Source organism: Methanosarcina sp. 2.H.A.1B.4 (assembly GCF_000979385.1).
Classification (GTDB): Archaea; Halobacteriota; Methanosarcinia; order Methanosarcinales; family Methanosarcinaceae; genus Methanosarcina.
In genome coordinates, this window is record NZ_JJOV01000031.1 from 124,027 (window position 1) to 139,793 (window position 15,767).

Annotated in this window: 17 protein-coding genes; 9 read left to right on the forward strand and 8 right to left on the reverse strand. The window is 44.2% G+C overall.

Translation table 11 applies throughout. From position 1 onward, the window contains the following. Positions 1 to 201: 201 nt before the first annotated feature. Positions 202 to 2,532 (reverse strand): heavy metal translocating P-type ATPase, encoded by a 2,331-nt coding sequence (locus EO92_RS04955; RefSeq protein WP_235283190.1) that lies wholly within the window; start codon positions 2,530 to 2,532, stop codon positions 202 to 204. A gap of 572 nt (positions 2,533 to 3,104) precedes the next feature. Here EO92_RS04955 and EO92_RS04960 point away from each other — a divergent pair. After that, positions 3,105 to 3,809, forward strand: a complete 705-nt coding sequence (locus EO92_RS04960) for a hypothetical protein (protein WP_235283191.1) — start codon at positions 3,105 to 3,107, stop codon at positions 3,807 to 3,809. Between the two features lie 98 nt (positions 3,810 to 3,907). Here EO92_RS04960 and EO92_RS18065 read toward each other — a convergent pair whose 3' ends face one another. Together EO92_RS18065 and EO92_RS04965 are read right to left on the reverse strand one after the other, a co-directional pair. Then, the gene (locus EO92_RS18065) at positions 3,908 to 4,144 is read right to left on the reverse strand and encodes a hypothetical protein (RefSeq protein WP_082098587.1); all 237 of its coding nucleotides are present in this window, start codon (positions 4,142 to 4,144) and stop codon (positions 3,908 to 3,910) included. 318 nt (positions 4,145 to 4,462) lie between these two features. After that, the gene (locus EO92_RS04965) at positions 4,463 to 4,690 is read right to left on the reverse strand and encodes a DUF2892 domain-containing protein (protein WP_048169737.1); all 228 of its coding nucleotides are present in this window, start codon (positions 4,688 to 4,690) and stop codon (positions 4,463 to 4,465) included. A gap of 218 nt (positions 4,691 to 4,908) precedes the next feature. On the opposite strand from EO92_RS04965, the gene EO92_RS04970 reads away from it, so the two are divergent. Both EO92_RS04970 and EO92_RS04975 read left to right on the forward strand, forming a co-directional pair. Then, positions 4,909 to 6,183, forward strand: coding sequence for a YcaO-related McrA-glycine thioamidation protein (locus EO92_RS04970; protein ID WP_048169738.1), 1,275 nt, complete (start codon positions 4,909 to 4,911; stop codon positions 6,181 to 6,183). Beyond that, positions 6,180 to 6,839, forward strand: a complete 660-nt coding sequence (locus EO92_RS04975) for a TfuA-related McrA-glycine thioamidation protein (RefSeq protein WP_235283192.1) — start codon at positions 6,180 to 6,182, stop codon at positions 6,837 to 6,839. The genes EO92_RS04970 and EO92_RS04975 overlap by 4 nt, the downstream gene beginning before the upstream one ends. A gap of 128 nt (positions 6,840 to 6,967) precedes the next feature. Here the strand turns inward: EO92_RS04975 and EO92_RS04980 are convergent, their stop codons facing one another. Both EO92_RS04980 and EO92_RS04985 read right to left on the reverse strand, forming a co-directional pair. Beyond that, a complete protein-coding gene (locus EO92_RS04980) occupies positions 6,968 to 7,225 on the reverse strand; it encodes a hypothetical protein (RefSeq protein ID WP_048169743.1) in 258 nt (85 codons plus the stop codon). Further along, complete coding sequence (locus tag EO92_RS04985; RefSeq protein WP_235283193.1) at positions 7,222 to 8,187, reverse strand: hypothetical protein; 966 nt, start codon at positions 8,185 to 8,187, stop codon at positions 7,222 to 7,224. The genes EO92_RS04980 and EO92_RS04985 overlap by 4 nt, the downstream gene beginning before the upstream one ends. A 151-nt stretch (positions 8,188 to 8,338) precedes the next feature. Here EO92_RS04985 and EO92_RS04990 point away from each other — a divergent pair, with 151 nt between their 5' ends. From EO92_RS04990 to EO92_RS05005, 4 genes are all read left to right on the forward strand, one after another. Beyond that, positions 8,339 to 8,791 carry a universal stress protein gene (locus tag EO92_RS04990; protein ID WP_048169746.1) on the forward strand — a complete coding sequence of 151 codons (453 nt, stop codon included), beginning with the start codon at positions 8,339 to 8,341 and terminating at the stop codon, positions 8,789 to 8,791. Between the two features lie 138 nt (positions 8,792 to 8,929). Further along, the gene (locus EO92_RS04995; protein WP_048169749.1) at positions 8,930 to 9,391 is read left to right on the forward strand and encodes a universal stress protein; all 462 of its coding nucleotides are present in this window, start codon (positions 8,930 to 8,932) and stop codon (positions 9,389 to 9,391) included. A 34-nt stretch (positions 9,392 to 9,425) separates the two neighbouring features. Continuing rightward, entirely contained in the window at positions 9,426 to 9,863 is a 438-nt protein-coding gene (locus EO92_RS05000; RefSeq protein ID WP_048169750.1) for a universal stress protein, read from the forward strand. Positions 9,864 to 9,918: 55 nt separating this feature from the next. Then, positions 9,919 to 10,434 (forward strand): ferritin, encoded by a 516-nt coding sequence (locus tag EO92_RS05005; protein ID WP_048169752.1) that lies wholly within the window; start codon positions 9,919 to 9,921, stop codon positions 10,432 to 10,434. 237 nt (positions 10,435 to 10,671) lie between these two features. Here the strand turns inward: EO92_RS05005 and EO92_RS05010 are convergent, their stop codons facing one another. From EO92_RS05010 to EO92_RS05020, 3 genes are all read right to left on the reverse strand, one after another. Further along, positions 10,672 to 11,652 (reverse strand): radical SAM protein, encoded by a 981-nt coding sequence (locus tag EO92_RS05010; protein ID WP_048169754.1) that lies wholly within the window; start codon positions 11,650 to 11,652, stop codon positions 10,672 to 10,674. Between the two features lie 71 nt (positions 11,653 to 11,723). Then, the gene (locus tag EO92_RS16990) at positions 11,724 to 12,146 is read right to left on the reverse strand and encodes a DUF5320 domain-containing protein (RefSeq protein ID WP_048169756.1); all 423 of its coding nucleotides are present in this window, start codon (positions 12,144 to 12,146) and stop codon (positions 11,724 to 11,726) included. Positions 12,147 to 12,227: 81 nt separating this feature from the next. Further along, complete coding sequence (locus EO92_RS05020; RefSeq protein ID WP_048169758.1) at positions 12,228 to 12,704, reverse strand: DUF134 domain-containing protein; 477 nt, start codon at positions 12,702 to 12,704, stop codon at positions 12,228 to 12,230. Positions 12,705 to 12,875: 171 nt separating this feature from the next. Between EO92_RS05020 and EO92_RS05025 the strand changes: the two genes are divergently transcribed. Together EO92_RS05025 and pylS are read left to right on the forward strand one after the other, a co-directional pair. Further along, entirely contained in the window at positions 12,876 to 13,592 is a 717-nt protein-coding gene (locus EO92_RS05025) for a hypothetical protein (RefSeq protein ID WP_048169760.1), read from the forward strand. A 581-nt stretch (positions 13,593 to 14,173) separates the two neighbouring features. After that, complete coding sequence (gene pylS / locus EO92_RS05030) at positions 14,174 to 15,766, forward strand: pyrrolysine--tRNA(Pyl) ligase (RefSeq protein WP_048169762.1); 1,593 nt, start codon at positions 14,174 to 14,176, stop codon at positions 15,764 to 15,766. The last annotated feature ends 1 nt before the right edge of the window (position 15,767 follow it).

The window sequence follows — 15,767 nt, forward strand, 5'->3', positions numbered from 1 at the left end:
AACCCCCTTTAAATCAGACCTGAGTTTATCTGTGAAAATAATCAGTCAAAATGATCAGTCAAAATGATCAGGCTTCCTGTTCACTGTTTATTATTTTATTCTTTTTCCCCTACATGCTTTAAGACGAATCTGACTCCTGCAGAAACCAGTGCTGCCAGAGCCAGCATTTTCATCAAACCACGAATTATTCCAAACATAAAATTACCCCATCTTTAAAGCTCTTGCATTTATAGCTACGATCACGGTACTCAAGCTCATGAGAACCGCACCCACGGCAGGGCTCAGTAAGATACCGTATCCATAGAGTACTCCTGCTGCGAGCGGAATTGCAAAAACATTATACCCGGTTGCCCAGAGAAGGTTCTGGTACATCTTGGAGTAAGTTTTTCTGGAAAGCTCAATAATGTACAGCACATCTCCGGGATCGTTTTTAACCAGCACGATATCGGCGGTTTCGATTGCAACGTCCGTGCCTGCTCCGATAGCGATTCCCACATCCGCCTGGGCAAGGGCAGGGGCGTCATTGACCCCATCTCCGACCATTCCGGTAACGTACTGCTTCTGGACTTCCATGACCTTTGCTGCCTTTTCGTGAGGAAGGACTTCCGCAAAGTAGTCATCAAGCTCCAGCTCCCGCGCTACCCAGGCAGCGACATAGCGGTTGTCCCCGGTGAGCATCAGGCATTTTATGCCCATTCCTTTGAGCTTTGAGATTGCTTCCCTTGACTCTTTCCTGATAATATCGGCAAGTGCAAGGGCTCCGAGCACTCTCTCTCCTTCAAGCAGAAATACAACGGTTTTTCCCTGCTCCTTAATTTCTTCAATTTTCTCAGATTCAATTTTCCCGCCATTCAGGCTGATTCCTTTTTCTTCAAGGTAGCCCGGGCTTACTAACAGGAATTTCTTGCCATCAATTATGCCCTCTATTCCTTTTCCTGGAATGGAACTGAACTTTTCGACATGAGAAGGCTCGATTCCTTTTTCCCTGGCACTCTCAAGGATTCCTCTTGCAATCGGGTGTTCTGAACTTGCTTCAAGGGAAGCTGCGAGGCTGAGGATCTTTTTATCATCCATTTTGTCATTCTTTTTGTCATTCTTTTTGTCATCTTCACCTGAGAGAGAAACTAAATCCGTTACTCCAAACCGGCCTTCAGTGAGTGTACCAGTTTTATCAAAGATTACAGCTTCAAGGCTGCGGGCTTTTTCAAACGCCTGCCGGTCCCTGATCAGAAGCCCGGATTTTGCGGCAATAGATGTTGAAACTGCAACCACCAGAGGAATTGCAAGCCCAAGGGCATGCGGGCAGGTAATAACCATTACAGTAACTGCCCTCTCCAGGGCAAAAACAAGTTCCTGACCGGAGAAGCTCCAGAGGATAAATGTGAGAGCTCCCGCAGTCAGGGCTATGATCGTAAGGTACATAGCAGCCCTGTTTGCCAGGTCCTGAGTTTTTGATTTGCTCTCCTGGGCTGTTCTGACAAGTTCGACAACCTGGTTGAGGTAGGTGTCCTTTCCTGTTTTTTTGACCTCCACAACAAAAGCCGCCTCCCCGTTAATCGAACCGCCTATGACCCCATTTCCCGGCTTTTTCGTGACAGGTTTTGACTCCCCGGTAAGCATTGATTCGTTGACGCTGCTTGTCCCTTCTACCACAGTCCCATCAACAGGAATCTTTTCCCCTGGCTTGACCAGCACCCAATCTCCAATTTTTAACTGGTCAACACTCACGTCAACAGTTTCGCCGTTTTTCTTCAGGTGGGCAACCGACGGCATTATTATAACCAGCTCTTCAAGGGCTCTTGAAGCCCCCATTACCGAACGCATCTCCAGCCAGTGCCCGAGCAGCATAACATCGATAAGGGTCACCAGTTCCCAGAAAAAGACTCCGCCGGGAAGCCCGAAAACCACAGCAGAGCTGTAAAAATAAGCCACACTGATAGCAACGGCTATGAGGGTCATCATTCCCGGAGATTTCTCTGCAAGCTCGTCTTTTATCCCCTTGAGAAAGGGGTACCCGCCGTAGAAATAAACGACCGATGACAGCAAAAAGGTAAGAATATCCGCAACGGGGACGCGAAGCTCAAAGCCAAAAAAACCCTGAATCATGGGAGAGAACAGCAAAACCGGGAAGGTCAGTATAAAAGAAACGATGAACCTTTTTCTGAAATCTGCAAGCATATGAGCATGATGATCTTCATGACCTTTTCCCCCGGACATTTCATGTCCCTCATGCTTCATTCCTTCGTGCTGGTCATGACCTTGAGGTTGAGGTTTCATTCCTTCAGGCTGCCCATGTTTCATCTCTTCGTGCTGCTCATGGGTTTGGGTTTTCTCTCCGGCATGCCCTGTTTTATCTTCCGGATGGTCCTCATGAATCATATTTTCAGCAGGCTTATTCCCATTTTCGTCGTGAAATTCATGGGAATTTCCTGACATTTCCCTTCCGGAGTTATGTTCTTTATTGGAAAGAGAAGGCTCATTTACCTGAATTTTAGAACTATCAGTGTCCAGTCCATTCCCTTCAGCCTGCATATCCCCAATGCCCCCGAATTTTAAAATTATTTAAAATATTATAATCTCTAATATATTTGAAAATAAAAGAATCAAATATCCTGAATCGAAAAATAATAGAATTGATTTCAAAAAGGTATATGGAAATAAAAGAAAACATAAAAATGTAATAAAAGAAAACTTTAGTGATTTTGTTTACTCTTAATACCCCGACGCACATTGAATATCAAAAAATAGAGCATAATGAAGCAAACGACCCCGAGGAAAACGGTAGACCAGAAAGCTACATTCGCAGGAATATAACTAATGGCCCCAAAGTCTTCAAACAACGTCGACATATTATAATATAGATACACAAATCTGATAAATATATCTGATCACCTTATAAAAGAAAAAGAAAGACGAGCGAGTTCATTAAGGCAGATAAAAATATAAAAATGCAGCATATGATACACCGAAACCGGGAGTCATACAGGACCTATTTTTCCAGAAACTTCTGAGACTTATTTTCACTTTATGGCCTGCTGCACACTAAGGATGAGCAGATAGAAAAACTAAACGAGAATAAGCATAAGCAAACGGTCTATATTCAAATGTTGATCCAGGAGAACAGCAGGTTAAACATTAAGCTGCTGTCGGAGATCCGAAAACAAAAAAACCATGGTGAAAGTTCTGGTGAGATCACAGAAATTGAAGATGTGTTGAAAATATTTAAGAATGTGCAGGTCGTTTATCTTAAGGGGCAGCACATGTTGGATAAACAAAAAGAAATTGAGTGCGAACTATTTGAAATATATAATAAAAATCTAGAGCGCTTTTTTTCACAAATAAAATTTATGTTTGTAATATTTGGATTCTATACTTTAACATTCTCTAACGTATACGGTAAACTCAATATACACGCATTCGACAACGTACCAATCATTTCAACTTATTCTCTTCTTGCGTGTTTACTATTCATCGGCATAGCACTTATTGTCCCATTTTCACAGCTGGTGCTGCCAAAGGAACGCAAATTCAAACAAATGGAGAGCTCGATTCAATTTAGAGAGGAAGACGAACTTAAGGCACATAATAAAAGATTATATATAATAGTCAAACAGCAAGAGAATTATTACATATTTTCATTTTTGCTAATTTTGCTTTCGCTTAGTTTTTTCTGTAGTTATTTTATACCTTTTGCAATTTGTATTTCAATTACGGTTTTCACAATCTCCATTTTATACTATCTTACATTTTCCGAATGGATTAAAAAAGAAAACGCGTGCATAAAAAGAATGCAACCTCGCGAAGGATGAATAAGCTTCGAGAGGCTGAAAATAAAGAAGTAAAAATATATCAGGCAATTCAGTTAAAATTAATGGAGATTTGTAATTTCGGAGGATTTCTACAGAGCTTAAAAATTATATATGCACCTGGTTTCTTTAATGACTTTACCACTACTATCTTTTTCTAAGAATCTCATGATTTCTTTGTCGTGAGAAACCATTGTATCACAGTATGGGCATGGTTCTGCATTTTTGTACAGTACAGCGTGCAGAAATGTTTCTGCCTCTTCAAACTGAACAATTTGTGAGCGGAACCATTTTCTACAATTTGTACACCTGACTTCACAGCTTTTTGTCTCGTTCATTTTTCCATCATCTTTTGAGTTAATTTCACATTGTACGGAATATTATTAAACATATATATAAAGCAACGTGGCCGAAATTATTCCCGTGTTCGTATAAAAAATATAGGCTTGCGCAATATATTTATAATGATTAAAAAACAACGGACTGATGCATAATATATACAATGTATCAAAGAAAAAAAAGATCAGGGAAAATCAAAGAGAAATCAGCCAGAGTTTAACAATTTAATTTTGAGCCGAAATATCTGCTGAAAAAGAAATCAGAGAATTAATTTCTCTGATGCACCGCTAATGAGGATAAACTCCTCAACTCTTTTTTTATTTTGTCTTTGCAGTATTGATCCCGAGAATAACATAGGGAGTGCAGTGCCTGGTTATCGAAGTGAAAAGTCCCGTAAAAGCTATCAGGGCAACGATCCATTTCAAAGGAGAACTTTTTACGAGATTCAGTGCCAGAGCAGTAATTCCAAGTACCCCGAGCAAGGTTCGGAGAATCAGATCAAAACCCCCTACATTTTCTTCCAGAAACAATTTTTTGAGATCCATCGGACAAAAACCCCTTATAAACCCTCTTACATACTTATAGATCCCTTCAATATATAGCGTTATTCTGTATGTATTCTGTTTGTATTCTGTTCATATTCTGTTAATATTCATTTGTCAAAAAAGTCCTGCACAGGGAAAGCTGAAAATCCCTGTAAATAGTCCGTAAATTCCCAAAAAAATCACAAAATATATAACAAGAGATGAGAAGGTTTCTAACTATGCCCGAGATAAAAATTGACAGGTCACTCTCATACCTCGAAGGCACACAGCGTGTGTATGATGAAGCCACGACCCTTGAAAACACCAAAGATCAGATAAAAAAGATAGGTGTCACCCGAATTGCAGATATTACAAACCTGGACAGGCTCGGAATTCCGATCTTCTCGGCAATCCGCCCCAGTGCCGCTTCGGGAGCGATAAGCATCTACTCAGGCAAGGGCTCAACCGAGCAAAGGGCCCGGATTTCGGCAATAATGGAGAGTTTTGAGCGCTGCCTGGCAGAAAGGCCCGGTATAAACGCAAACATTGGAGGCGGGATTTCTGCCCCGGCTCTTGTTGAATCTTACTTAAATGCCAGGGAAACCTGCAGCGTGCTTGACCCAAGTTCCCTGCTTCTGGCCCAGCCTTTTAATCCCAGCTCCCTTATAGAGTGGGTCGGAGCATATGATTTAATGAGCGGGGAAGAGGAATTCGTAAGCGCCAATGCGGTTTACCATCCCTACGATGCACCCGGGCAGTGCCAGAAACTTTTCCTGAGCAATACCAATGGGCTGGCTTCAGGAAACACCCTTGAGGAAGCTATCCTGCACGGGCTTCTTGAGGTTATAGAAAGAGATGCCATCAGCACAGCTCAGTTTTCCCGTGACCTTGGAAAGGAGATAGTGCTGACCGAAGAAGACGGGTACCTTTACGAGCTTGCCCAAAAATTCAAAGATGCCGGAGTCGAACTCAAGATCTGGCTTGTCCCGACTGACACCGGAATCCCGACAGTTATTGCAGCAACTGATGACGCAAAACTGAAAGACCCCGCTCTTCTGGTCATGGGAGCAGGCTCCCACCTTAAACCTGAGATCGCAGTTGCAAGAGCAATAACGGAAGCTGCACAGTCGAGGGTTGTCCAGATTCAGGGCGCAAGGGAAGACACGGACAGGGAGGGCTTTATCAGGAGCGTAGGTTATGACCGCATGAAGCGTCTGAACTGGTTCTGGTTCGAAGAAGGAGAAAAAATTTCCCTTTCCGAAGTGAAGGACCTCTCCGGAAAGAGCCCCTCAGAAAACATCGACGTAATACTTGAAAAGCTAAAGGGCCTTGTCGAAAAGGTGCTTGTCGTTGACCTCTCAAGAGAGGAAATTGCAGTACCTGTAGTCAGGGTAATCATTCCGGGCTTTGAACTTTTCACTATCGACCGTGACCGTAGAGGAAAAAGAATTACCGCCGGGAAGAAGAAAGAATTTTCCAGAAACAAAAACGAAAAGCCGTGGAAAAGAAGATGAAAGAAAGAGCAGTTATCTTTACCGGTAACAGCATAAGCCATGAGGATGCGAAAAAAATCCTCAGGGCAAACTACCAGCCCCCTGTACGCAGGTTCCAGCTTGAAAAATTTGTCCAGCAGGGGTATAAGGTCATGGGAATTATAGACGGGATTTTCTTTGACCGGGCTGCAGTAGGGCACAGAGAGATCATATCTGCCCTTAATGCAGGAGTAAAGGTTGTGGGTGGTGCCAGTATGGGAGCCCTGAGGGCTTCTGAACTGGACACACACGGCATGATAGGCGTTGGAAAGGTTTATGAGTGGTACAGGGACGGGGTTATCGAGTCTGACGACGAGGTGGCTGTAAGCACCAATCCTGATACGTTTGAACCCATCTCCGTCCCCCTGGTAAATATCCGGGAAACCCTTAAAGCAGCTCTCGCTACCGGGCTTATAAGTGAAAAAGAGCATGATAGCCTTCTGGAACTTGCAATCAACACTTACTATCCTGATCGGAGCTACCTCGGGCTTACAAAAGAAGGGGCAAAAAAAGGCCTGATACAGGAAGAAAAAAGGAAGAGCCTTCTTGATTTTTGCATTAACAGCGAAGTTGATTTAAAAAGGCAGGATGCGGTTCTTGTGCTGGAAACCGTAAAAAAATTAATTGAAGAGGCCTGAGACTTAAGGTCTCCTCAAATCAACGGTTTCGGCTCTTCAAACCTTTTTTTTCAGATATCTTCAATGGATCTCCTTTTATATTTCAGGGCTATTTTTTTCAGGGCTGTGTTCAGCTTTTCAGGCAAATTTCAGCGCTTTATTATGTACAGCCTAGTGATGTACAGGCTGACGAGCAGGACAATGAAATTATAAACAGCCGTGAAAATGGGGATATACTGATACTCGAACCAGATCTCGATTACCCGCGTTATGGAGAAATAGAGCTGGAAGGTTGCCACAAGCAGAAGCAGCATGGCAATCAAAAAAACTCCTTTCTTGAAGTTCTCCCCGAGGTCAGACCCCTTTGCATCTTTTGTCTCTGAGTTGAGCTCTTCTGTTTCACTCATCCAAACCGCCTCCTTAGAACTACTGCCGAACAGAGAAGGACTGCTGACAGGAACAGGCTGAATCCGGGAGTCGCTTCTTCTTCGGCGTATTCCTCTTCAGGGACCATTTCATTTTCATCGACAATTTCAAATTCGCTGGTCTGAATCTTCCTGGTTTCCGTGGAAGTCTTATCTTTAACCTCAATTTCCGTGTTGAGCTGGATATAATCTTCTCCGCGCCTGACAATAGTATCATTGTTCCAGATCAGCACTTCGACAACGTAGTTGTACTGGTCCGGCATGGTCAGATTGACACTCCGGATAACTGTTGTTTCGGGCTTGATTTTCCCTGTCCGGATCCAGACCTTATCTGCAAGGAGCCCCGCGTCCATTTCCCGGACCTTGACAAGCATACGGAGATCCTGACTGGTTTTCTTGCCCTCGTTTGTCAGATAGAGATCGCTTTCAATGAGGACTTTTCGGTCTTCCACCTTCCTGACCCTGAAATCCATTTCGGAAATTTCAAGCCCTATGTCCTGCACGTCAGCAGGCAGAAAATCCAGGTTGTAGACATTGATTTCTCCGCTGCCCTTCTGGGTATCTTCTTCGAAGAGAACTGAATGTATATTATATCCGCCGGTCTTAGGCAGGCTCAAGCTCTGGCTTACGGCTTTTGTTTCCCCTTTTTTCAGCTTCCCGAGCTTTACTTCCTCCTGTACTTCAAGCAGCCCGCTCTCCCTGCTGTAAACTTTCAGAAGAAGAGAGGCATTTTTCTCTGTACCTCCCTGGTATTTTTCTACGTATGTCGTAACATTGAGGTCTACAAAAGAAGTCCCTGCACGGTCTGCTGAGATGTCCATATCTTTGATGTTGTAATAGCTTTCCTCCTCAAAACTCCGGATGCAGCCGCTTCCTGAGGCAAAAAGGAGGATAATGGACATCAAAATTAGCATTTGGGTTAGTTTAATTCCCTGTTTTCCCAAGGTATATCCTCCTCTTCATTAATTGTATTGAGAAGTATATACTTTTTGTCTTTATGGCCAGCTATCCCTTTTCCTGAAAATTATTGGATGAAAATTATTAATATGAACGCACTTATATTCAGATAGGGGATAAAATATAGAGGGCTGGATTATGGAGAGCAGACTTTATAGAAAAATTATGATTGCAACCGATGGCTCTGAAAGTGCCAGAAAAGCTGCAGATACCGCAATTGAGCTCGCTCGCCTGAGCGGAGCGAAAATTTATGCTGTCTGCGTTATAGACAGATCGATTTATTCTTCGGCTCCTGAAGATATGGAGTGGGAAGAGGCAATGTATGACCGGTTCAGGGAGCTCGGAGAAGAAGCCGTTTCTTACGTGGAAAAAACTGCAAAAAACGCAGGCTTGCAGGTAGAACCCACCCTTCTCGAAGGGCATCCAGCAGAAGAAATTGTCAATTTTGCAGAAAAGAACGGAGTAGACCTGATCATCGTTGGTTCTCTTGGAAAAAGCGGAATAGAACGTTTCCTGATAGGGAGTGTATCCGAAAACGTATTCAGGAACGCAAAAGGCCCGGTCCTGGTTGTCCGGGGACGGGATACATGAGAAGAGAAATTCCAGAGAGGAATTCCAGAGAGGAAAACAGAGAAGAAAATAGAAAGAAAAAAGGACGGTCTGATGTCCATAGACCAGAAAGCAAAGTTAAAGCATTGAGGAAATGAGTTAAATGGGGGAGAAGAGGGAATGAAAAGCGATTTTTACAAAAAAATCCTGATAGCAACTGACGGCTCGGAAAACGGGGCGCAGGCAGTAAGTGCCGGGATGGAAATTACAAGGCTGAGCCAGGGAAAAGCGTATGCCCTGTATGTTATTGATAATACCTGCTATCCAGCCGGAAAATGGGACCCTAAATTGAAAACTGCAATGGAAGACCAGTTTAAGACTTTCGGGCTCGAAATGACCGCTGCAGTGGAGGAGGCTGCAGAAGCAGCAGGCGTTGATGTGGAATTTGCAATCATGGAAGGGCATCCGGCTGAAAAAATCCTTAATTTTGCAGAAAAACAGGGCGTTGATATGATTGTCGTGGGCTCGCTCGGGAAAACAGATGCTGAGCGCTTCCTGCTCGGGAGCGTCTCCGAAAAAGTCGTCAGGAACGCAAAAGTCCCGGTGCTTGTAGTACACGGGAAGGGACAGGGAAAAACCTGAGTCCACAATAAGGGAACTACACAGGGGGAGGCTTATGAAACGAAAACCCTACAGGAAAATTCTGCTTGCAACCGACGGCTCGGAAAACGCAAAAAGTGCAGCCTGCTCAGGGCTTGAAATTGCAAGGAATACCGGAGCTGAGATCTATGCCGTATATGTAGCCGGCATTTCCTGCTGTTCTCCTATTATGCCCGAAAGTTATGACTGGGAGATAGGAAAAGAAGGGAGTGAAGCTGTTGCTGAAATAGAGGAAATGGGAAGAGAAAACGGCGTTACGGTGAATTCGGTCCTGCTGCAGGGTAACCCTGCTCAGGAAATTCTGGATTTTGCGGAAAAGAATGACATTGATATGATTGTGATGGGAACACAGGGAAAAGCCGGAATTGACCGGTTCCTGCTCGGAGGAGTTACGGAAAAGGTCGTAAGGCATGCAAAAGCCGAGGTGCTGGTCGTGCGTGCGCCCTGCCCCTGAAAAGGATGACAGGCAAAACATAACACCGAATAGGATTCAAAGTGAGGGGAAAATATTGCTGAACGAAAAGATGGAAGAAGCACTGAATGAACAGATTAACAGGGAACTGTACTCGTCTTACCTTTACCTTGCTATGTCGGCATACAGCTCGTCCATTGGACTGCCAGGGTTTTCCCACTGGTTCAAGGTCCAGGTCCGGGAAGAGACCATCCATGGGATGAAACTCTTTGATTACATCAACAGGCAGGGAGGAAGAGTGAAGTTAAAGGAAATCAAGGAACCACCTATGGAATTTGGAACACCGATGGAAATGTTCCAGAAGACCCTGCAACACGAACAGTTCGTTACCCGCTCAATCAACGACCTGGTGGACCTTGCCCGTTCGGAAAAAGATGAAACAACAGTTTCTTTCCTGCAGTGGTATGTCAAAGAGCAGGTCGAAGAGGAAGAAAACGACAACGAGATTATTGATAAATTGAAAAATGCCGGTGAAAACAAAGAGGCTCTGTCAACACTTGATGCTGAACTGGCAAAGAGGCTCCCTCCAAATGATGAGGAAGAAAGTATCTGAGAACAAAAATCGGAGCAAAAAAGCAGGAGAAAAACTTAAGAAAATCTGAAAGATATCAAAGGTTAACATAAAATAGTCTGAGACATTCCTCGTTCTTAGATAACCTTAACAACGGTTCCGAATACGGTAGCTGCGATCGATTTTCCCGCAGCCAATCGCATTTTCCTTTTATCCACACTTCCCCAGTCCTCTTTACATGCAACTTATTGTATTCTGCAAATTATTTTGCCCGGAAAATTATTTTGCCCTGTAATACTCCCCGGTTTCAGAGGCTATTATCTCTATTTTGCCTTCAGCAAGCAATTTTTTGAGGACAGGATAAAGGCTTCCGGGACTCATACTTAGACCCTGCCATGTCTGTTCGAAGGTACAGGGTCTTCTAAGAAGAAGTGCATAAACCTCCGCCTCCGGATCCCGATGTAAAACTTTTCCCCTCTTATTTTTTCCCTTTAAAACCAGCCTTACTTTTTCGTCTCCAAACTCTGAAACAAAACGCTTCGCAATTTCCCTCAACCTCTCCTCAGAGACTGGCTTCACCCATTTTTCTGCAGGGGGGCGGCTGACTGTCAGAACCTCGATCTCATCAGGGCATATATACCTGATTGTTTGCACCAGTTTTTCGACCTCTTCATCAGTACTATTCAGAGGCTTACCGGTTTCACTTTCGAGAAACATGACCTCAAGGGCAAGCTTTTTTCCGGCACCGGTTTTTGCAAGTTCCCTCAGGCCCTCGATTATTTCCTGCAGGGCTATGTCGGGGGCAGGCCTGTGTATCCTTCTCCAGGTATTTTCATTTCCGGAAACCAGGGTTGCAACAACCAGATCTGCCTGAGCCAGGTTCTTCCGGACATCCTCTCTTCCCACAAGAGAAGAATTCGTAATTACGCAGACAGGGACACCACTTATTTTCCTGACGACCTGGATCATCTCCCCAAGAGAAAGGTTCAGGGAAGGTTCACATGTCCCGGAGAAGGTTACATAATCCAGGTTATCGATATCTTTATAGAAATTCTGGAAGCTTTCGGAGACTTCTTCGGGAGCCACTGCTTCCTTCACATCTTCAGGACTTCTGAGTTTTAGCTCAACGTGCCCGAGCTGGCAGTAGATACAATCGTAGTTGCAGTTCTTTTTCGAACCTGCATTCTTTATTACATCGACTCCCAGAGATCTTCCAAGCCTTCTTGAAAGAATTGGCCCATAAACGATTCTTGAGTTCATTTTTTAACTCTTCCTTTTTGCAAAATAAGGGAAGAAAGAAGTGAAAAATCCATCAGATTCTATCCTTAGAATTATTCTTCTACATTGCTTCCCTGAGGCAGAAGGGCCTTAAATTTCCAGGAAAGGGTTTTAAGTTCCTGTTTCAGCAGATTTCTCTTATTTTCAAGGAAATCGGTTTCAGACCAGGTCTTTGGCTGAGAAGGTGCGGAGTAATAGTATCCAGGAGATGTATCCAGAACAGCAGACTCCTCGGAATTCACAAACTCGGGGGCACTCCTGCACCTGAAACCCCTGCCCTTCCTGGCACACCCCATCCCACGGCCACCTCCAGATCCGGATTTGCGTCCTCCGGAATTATGTTCTCCAAAGTTCCTTCCTGCCCCTGAGGGAACTCCTTTTGTGTAGCCAGGGGAATCACTACCCTTAAAATAACCCAGGTTTCTTCCTGTCTTTGACCCGGAGCCCATGGGCCCTGTCCTATTTCCATTTGGCATTTACCTTCAACTCCTTTATATTACATTCACACATTCAAATTATTATAAAATCTTCATTAAATTCAAAACCATTATCATAGGTCACTTCCTGACCATTGGAGTTCCGCACTTCTCACATTTCATCTCAATACAGGGAACTCCTGGCTTGTGGGGCACCTCATATCCACACCCAGGGCATATGCATATCCCTTCCGGGCCACCAGTTCCTCCTCTACTCCTGCATTGCCCTCTACCTTCCCGGCTTCTGCCCACTCCGGGGCCTCTGCCAACCGGACCGTTACCGTCTCCTCCTGCCATCCTGTAATCTCCTCCTTCAATTTTGACTGATTTTCCATAAACAAGTGCTTCAGTCACTTTCTCAAGTGTTCTTTTAAGCATCCTCTGAAAAGTAGATTGGTGGACATCCATACAGGATGCGGCATCAATCTGGGATAAATTTTCCAGGAAACTGAGCCTCATGGCTTCAAGTTCATCAACTGTCAGGACTATTTCCGCAAAGGAACTCTCTTCAAAATTTCCAGGCTTGAAATGCCTTAACTGATGTTCAAAATTAACCATTTTTCGTTTCCTTGGGCGCACCATTATGCATTATTATGCAAAACTTTATACATATAATTTTCCATTGCCATTTTCGTCCTAAAAAACAGGTCAAGAACAGGAGAAATCAAGAAGAGGATAAAAACTCGTCCGGTCAGGTATTAATACATGAAGCCTGAAAAGCACCGTTAAATGTCAAGCAGCATGGAATTCGAAATCGTGAAAAAGGGCTTCGAATGGCTCTCAGCCCAGCAAATTCAGTCCGTAAAGGAACTTGCAAGTACAGTATCGGCTCATGCTTTATGGGGACTCCCGAACCCCTATATTACCCATCTAATCCGTAAAAAAGAAGGTGACTGCTGGAACTCCTCAATAAGAGATACGGCAAGGGCCTGTTCAGCCCTTTCTGCTGAAGGAATTATATTCAGGGCACCGGAAAAGTGGCTGCGTTCCATGGAAAAAGGAGGCTCATGGAACGAAGACGTCTATGATACTGCCTATAGTCTTAGGGCCCTTGCAGAGATGGAAATTTCTGACAGGGAAGGATGTAACTGGTTATATGAAAACTATGGTCCTGCCTGGGAGCAGGTTGGTACTACTTCCCTTATAATCACAGCCCTCAAAAAACAGGAAACCCTGACAGGAAACAGGGATTTTGAGGTTTTTATCCGGGAAAGGGCTGAGTGGGTCCTTTCAAAAAAAGGACAGGATGGAGGCTGGGAGCATATTTCCACAAGCAATCTGGCAATCCAGGCTCTCCTACTTACAGGTTTCAAAAAAGAAGTTGGAGATTCTATTAAATGGCTCCTTGGAAAAGCCCGTGAAAGCGGGGCCTGGGGAAACAAAGAAGACGACATAAACGCAACTGCCCTAACACTGAGCACACTAGGACTATACGAACGGTCCTGAACAGGAAAACTTGATTTATTTCTTTGTTCATTTTCCTTTTTATTCTGAGGTTTTATCAGTCTCTTTCATCCTGATTATTATATAGGACTTATTCTCTTTTCAGTCTTTTATAGGACCTGCTTACTGGAAGCTGTTTTCCAAAAACTATAAATTAGAGCTCGGATCTGGGCAGGTAATCACCAATAAACATATATATTAAATAATATTATTTTATCATATCAATTAAGATTGCTATAGAGAAAAAAACAACATATCAAATTTGTATTCTATTTTGTCGAGGAGGAAACCTGATCATGTAGATCGAATGGACTCTAAATCCGTTCAGCCGGGTTAGATTCCCGGGGTTTCCGCCACGTTTCTGAATCCCGGAATGGCACTTGCATAACATTCCACTGAAATTTTTTATAGAATCAGGAAACGCTTTCCAGAGTCTATAAACTATTCTATTGCTTGGGATTATCGATCTCTTTTCCGGGTAGCTGTCAGCAATTGCTGGCTCCACGCTTATATTCCGTAAGCCGGGATTCTGAATACTTGTTCTTGGAAATTATCCGGGTTTTAGTTCACCGAGGGGTAACACTATGGATAAAAAACCACTAAACACTCTGATATCTGCTACAGGGCTCTGGATGTCCAGGACCGGAAGGATTCACAAAATCAGGCATCATGAAGTCTCAAAAAGGAAAATCTACATCGAAATGGAATGTGGAGAAAGGCTTGTTGTGAATAATTCCCGGAGCTGCAGGACAGCACGGGCCCTAAGGCACCATAAGTACAGGAAAACCTGCAAAAACTGCAGGGTTTCGGATGAGGACATAAGCAAGTTCCTCACAAGACCAAGCGAAGACAAAAGCAACGTAAAAGTCACGGTGATTTCTGCTCCTAAAGTAAGAAAAGTAATGCCAAAATCAGTTGCTAGAGCCCCAAAACCACTTGAGAATATGGCATCGGAACAGGCTCTGCCTTCTGAGTCTCAACCTGCACCAGTTACACCAGTTTCTGCACCAACACCAGTTTCTGAACCAACACCGGCTTCCGCATCAACACCAGTTTCTGCACCAGTTACACCAGTTTCTGCACCAACACCAATTTCTGCACCAGTTACACCAGTTTCTGCACCAGTTACACCAGTTTCTGCACCAACACCAATTTCTGCACCAGTTACACCAGTTTCTGAACCAACACCAGTTTCTGAACCAACACCAGTTTCTGAACCAACACCAGTTTCTGAACCAGCTATACCAGTTTCTGAACCAACACCGGCTTCCGCATCAACAACAATCTCCGCTTCGGCAATATCTGCACCTACATCAGCACAGGGAATGGAAAGCTCAACTATGTCTCCGGCTACTCCTGTTCCAGCAAGTGCTCCTGCGTATACAAAGAGCCAGATTAACAGGCTTGAAGGTCTGTTAAGCCCGAAGGATGAGATTTCCCTGGACTCTGAAACACCTTTCAGGAAGCTTGAGTCCGAACTGCTGTCCCGGAGAAGAAAAGACCTGCAGCAGATCTATGCCGAAGAAAGGGAACATTACCTGGGAAAACTCGAACGCGAGATTACGAAATTCTTCGTGGACAGGGGTTTTCTGGAGATCAAATCCCCGATTCTGATACCTTCAGAGTATATTGAAAGGATGGGCATTAACAATGACACGGAGCTTTCAAAGCAGGTTTTCAGGGTTGATAAAAACTTCTGTTTAAGGCCAATGCTTGCCCCGAATCTCTACAACTACCTGCGCAAGCTTGATAGAACCCTACCTGACCCGATCAAAATCTTTGAGATCGGGCCCTGTTACAGGAAAGAGTCTGACGGCAAAGAACACCTGGAAGAGTTTACCATGCTGAACTTCTGCCAGATGGGGTCAGGCTGCACGCGCGAAAACCTTGAATCCATAATTAAAGATTTCCTGGACTACCTGGGGATCGACTTCGAGATTGTAGGAGACTCCTGTATGGTCTATGGCGATACCCTTGATGTCATGCACGGTGACATGGAACTCTCCTCAGCAGTTGTCGGACCCGTACCCATGGACCGGGACTGGGGAATTAACAAGCCCTGGATAGGTGCAGGTTTCGGACTTGAACGCCTGCTGAAGGTTATGCACGATTTCAAGAACATTAAAAGAGCTTCAAGGTCCGAATCATACTACAACGGGATTTCCACCAACCTGTGAT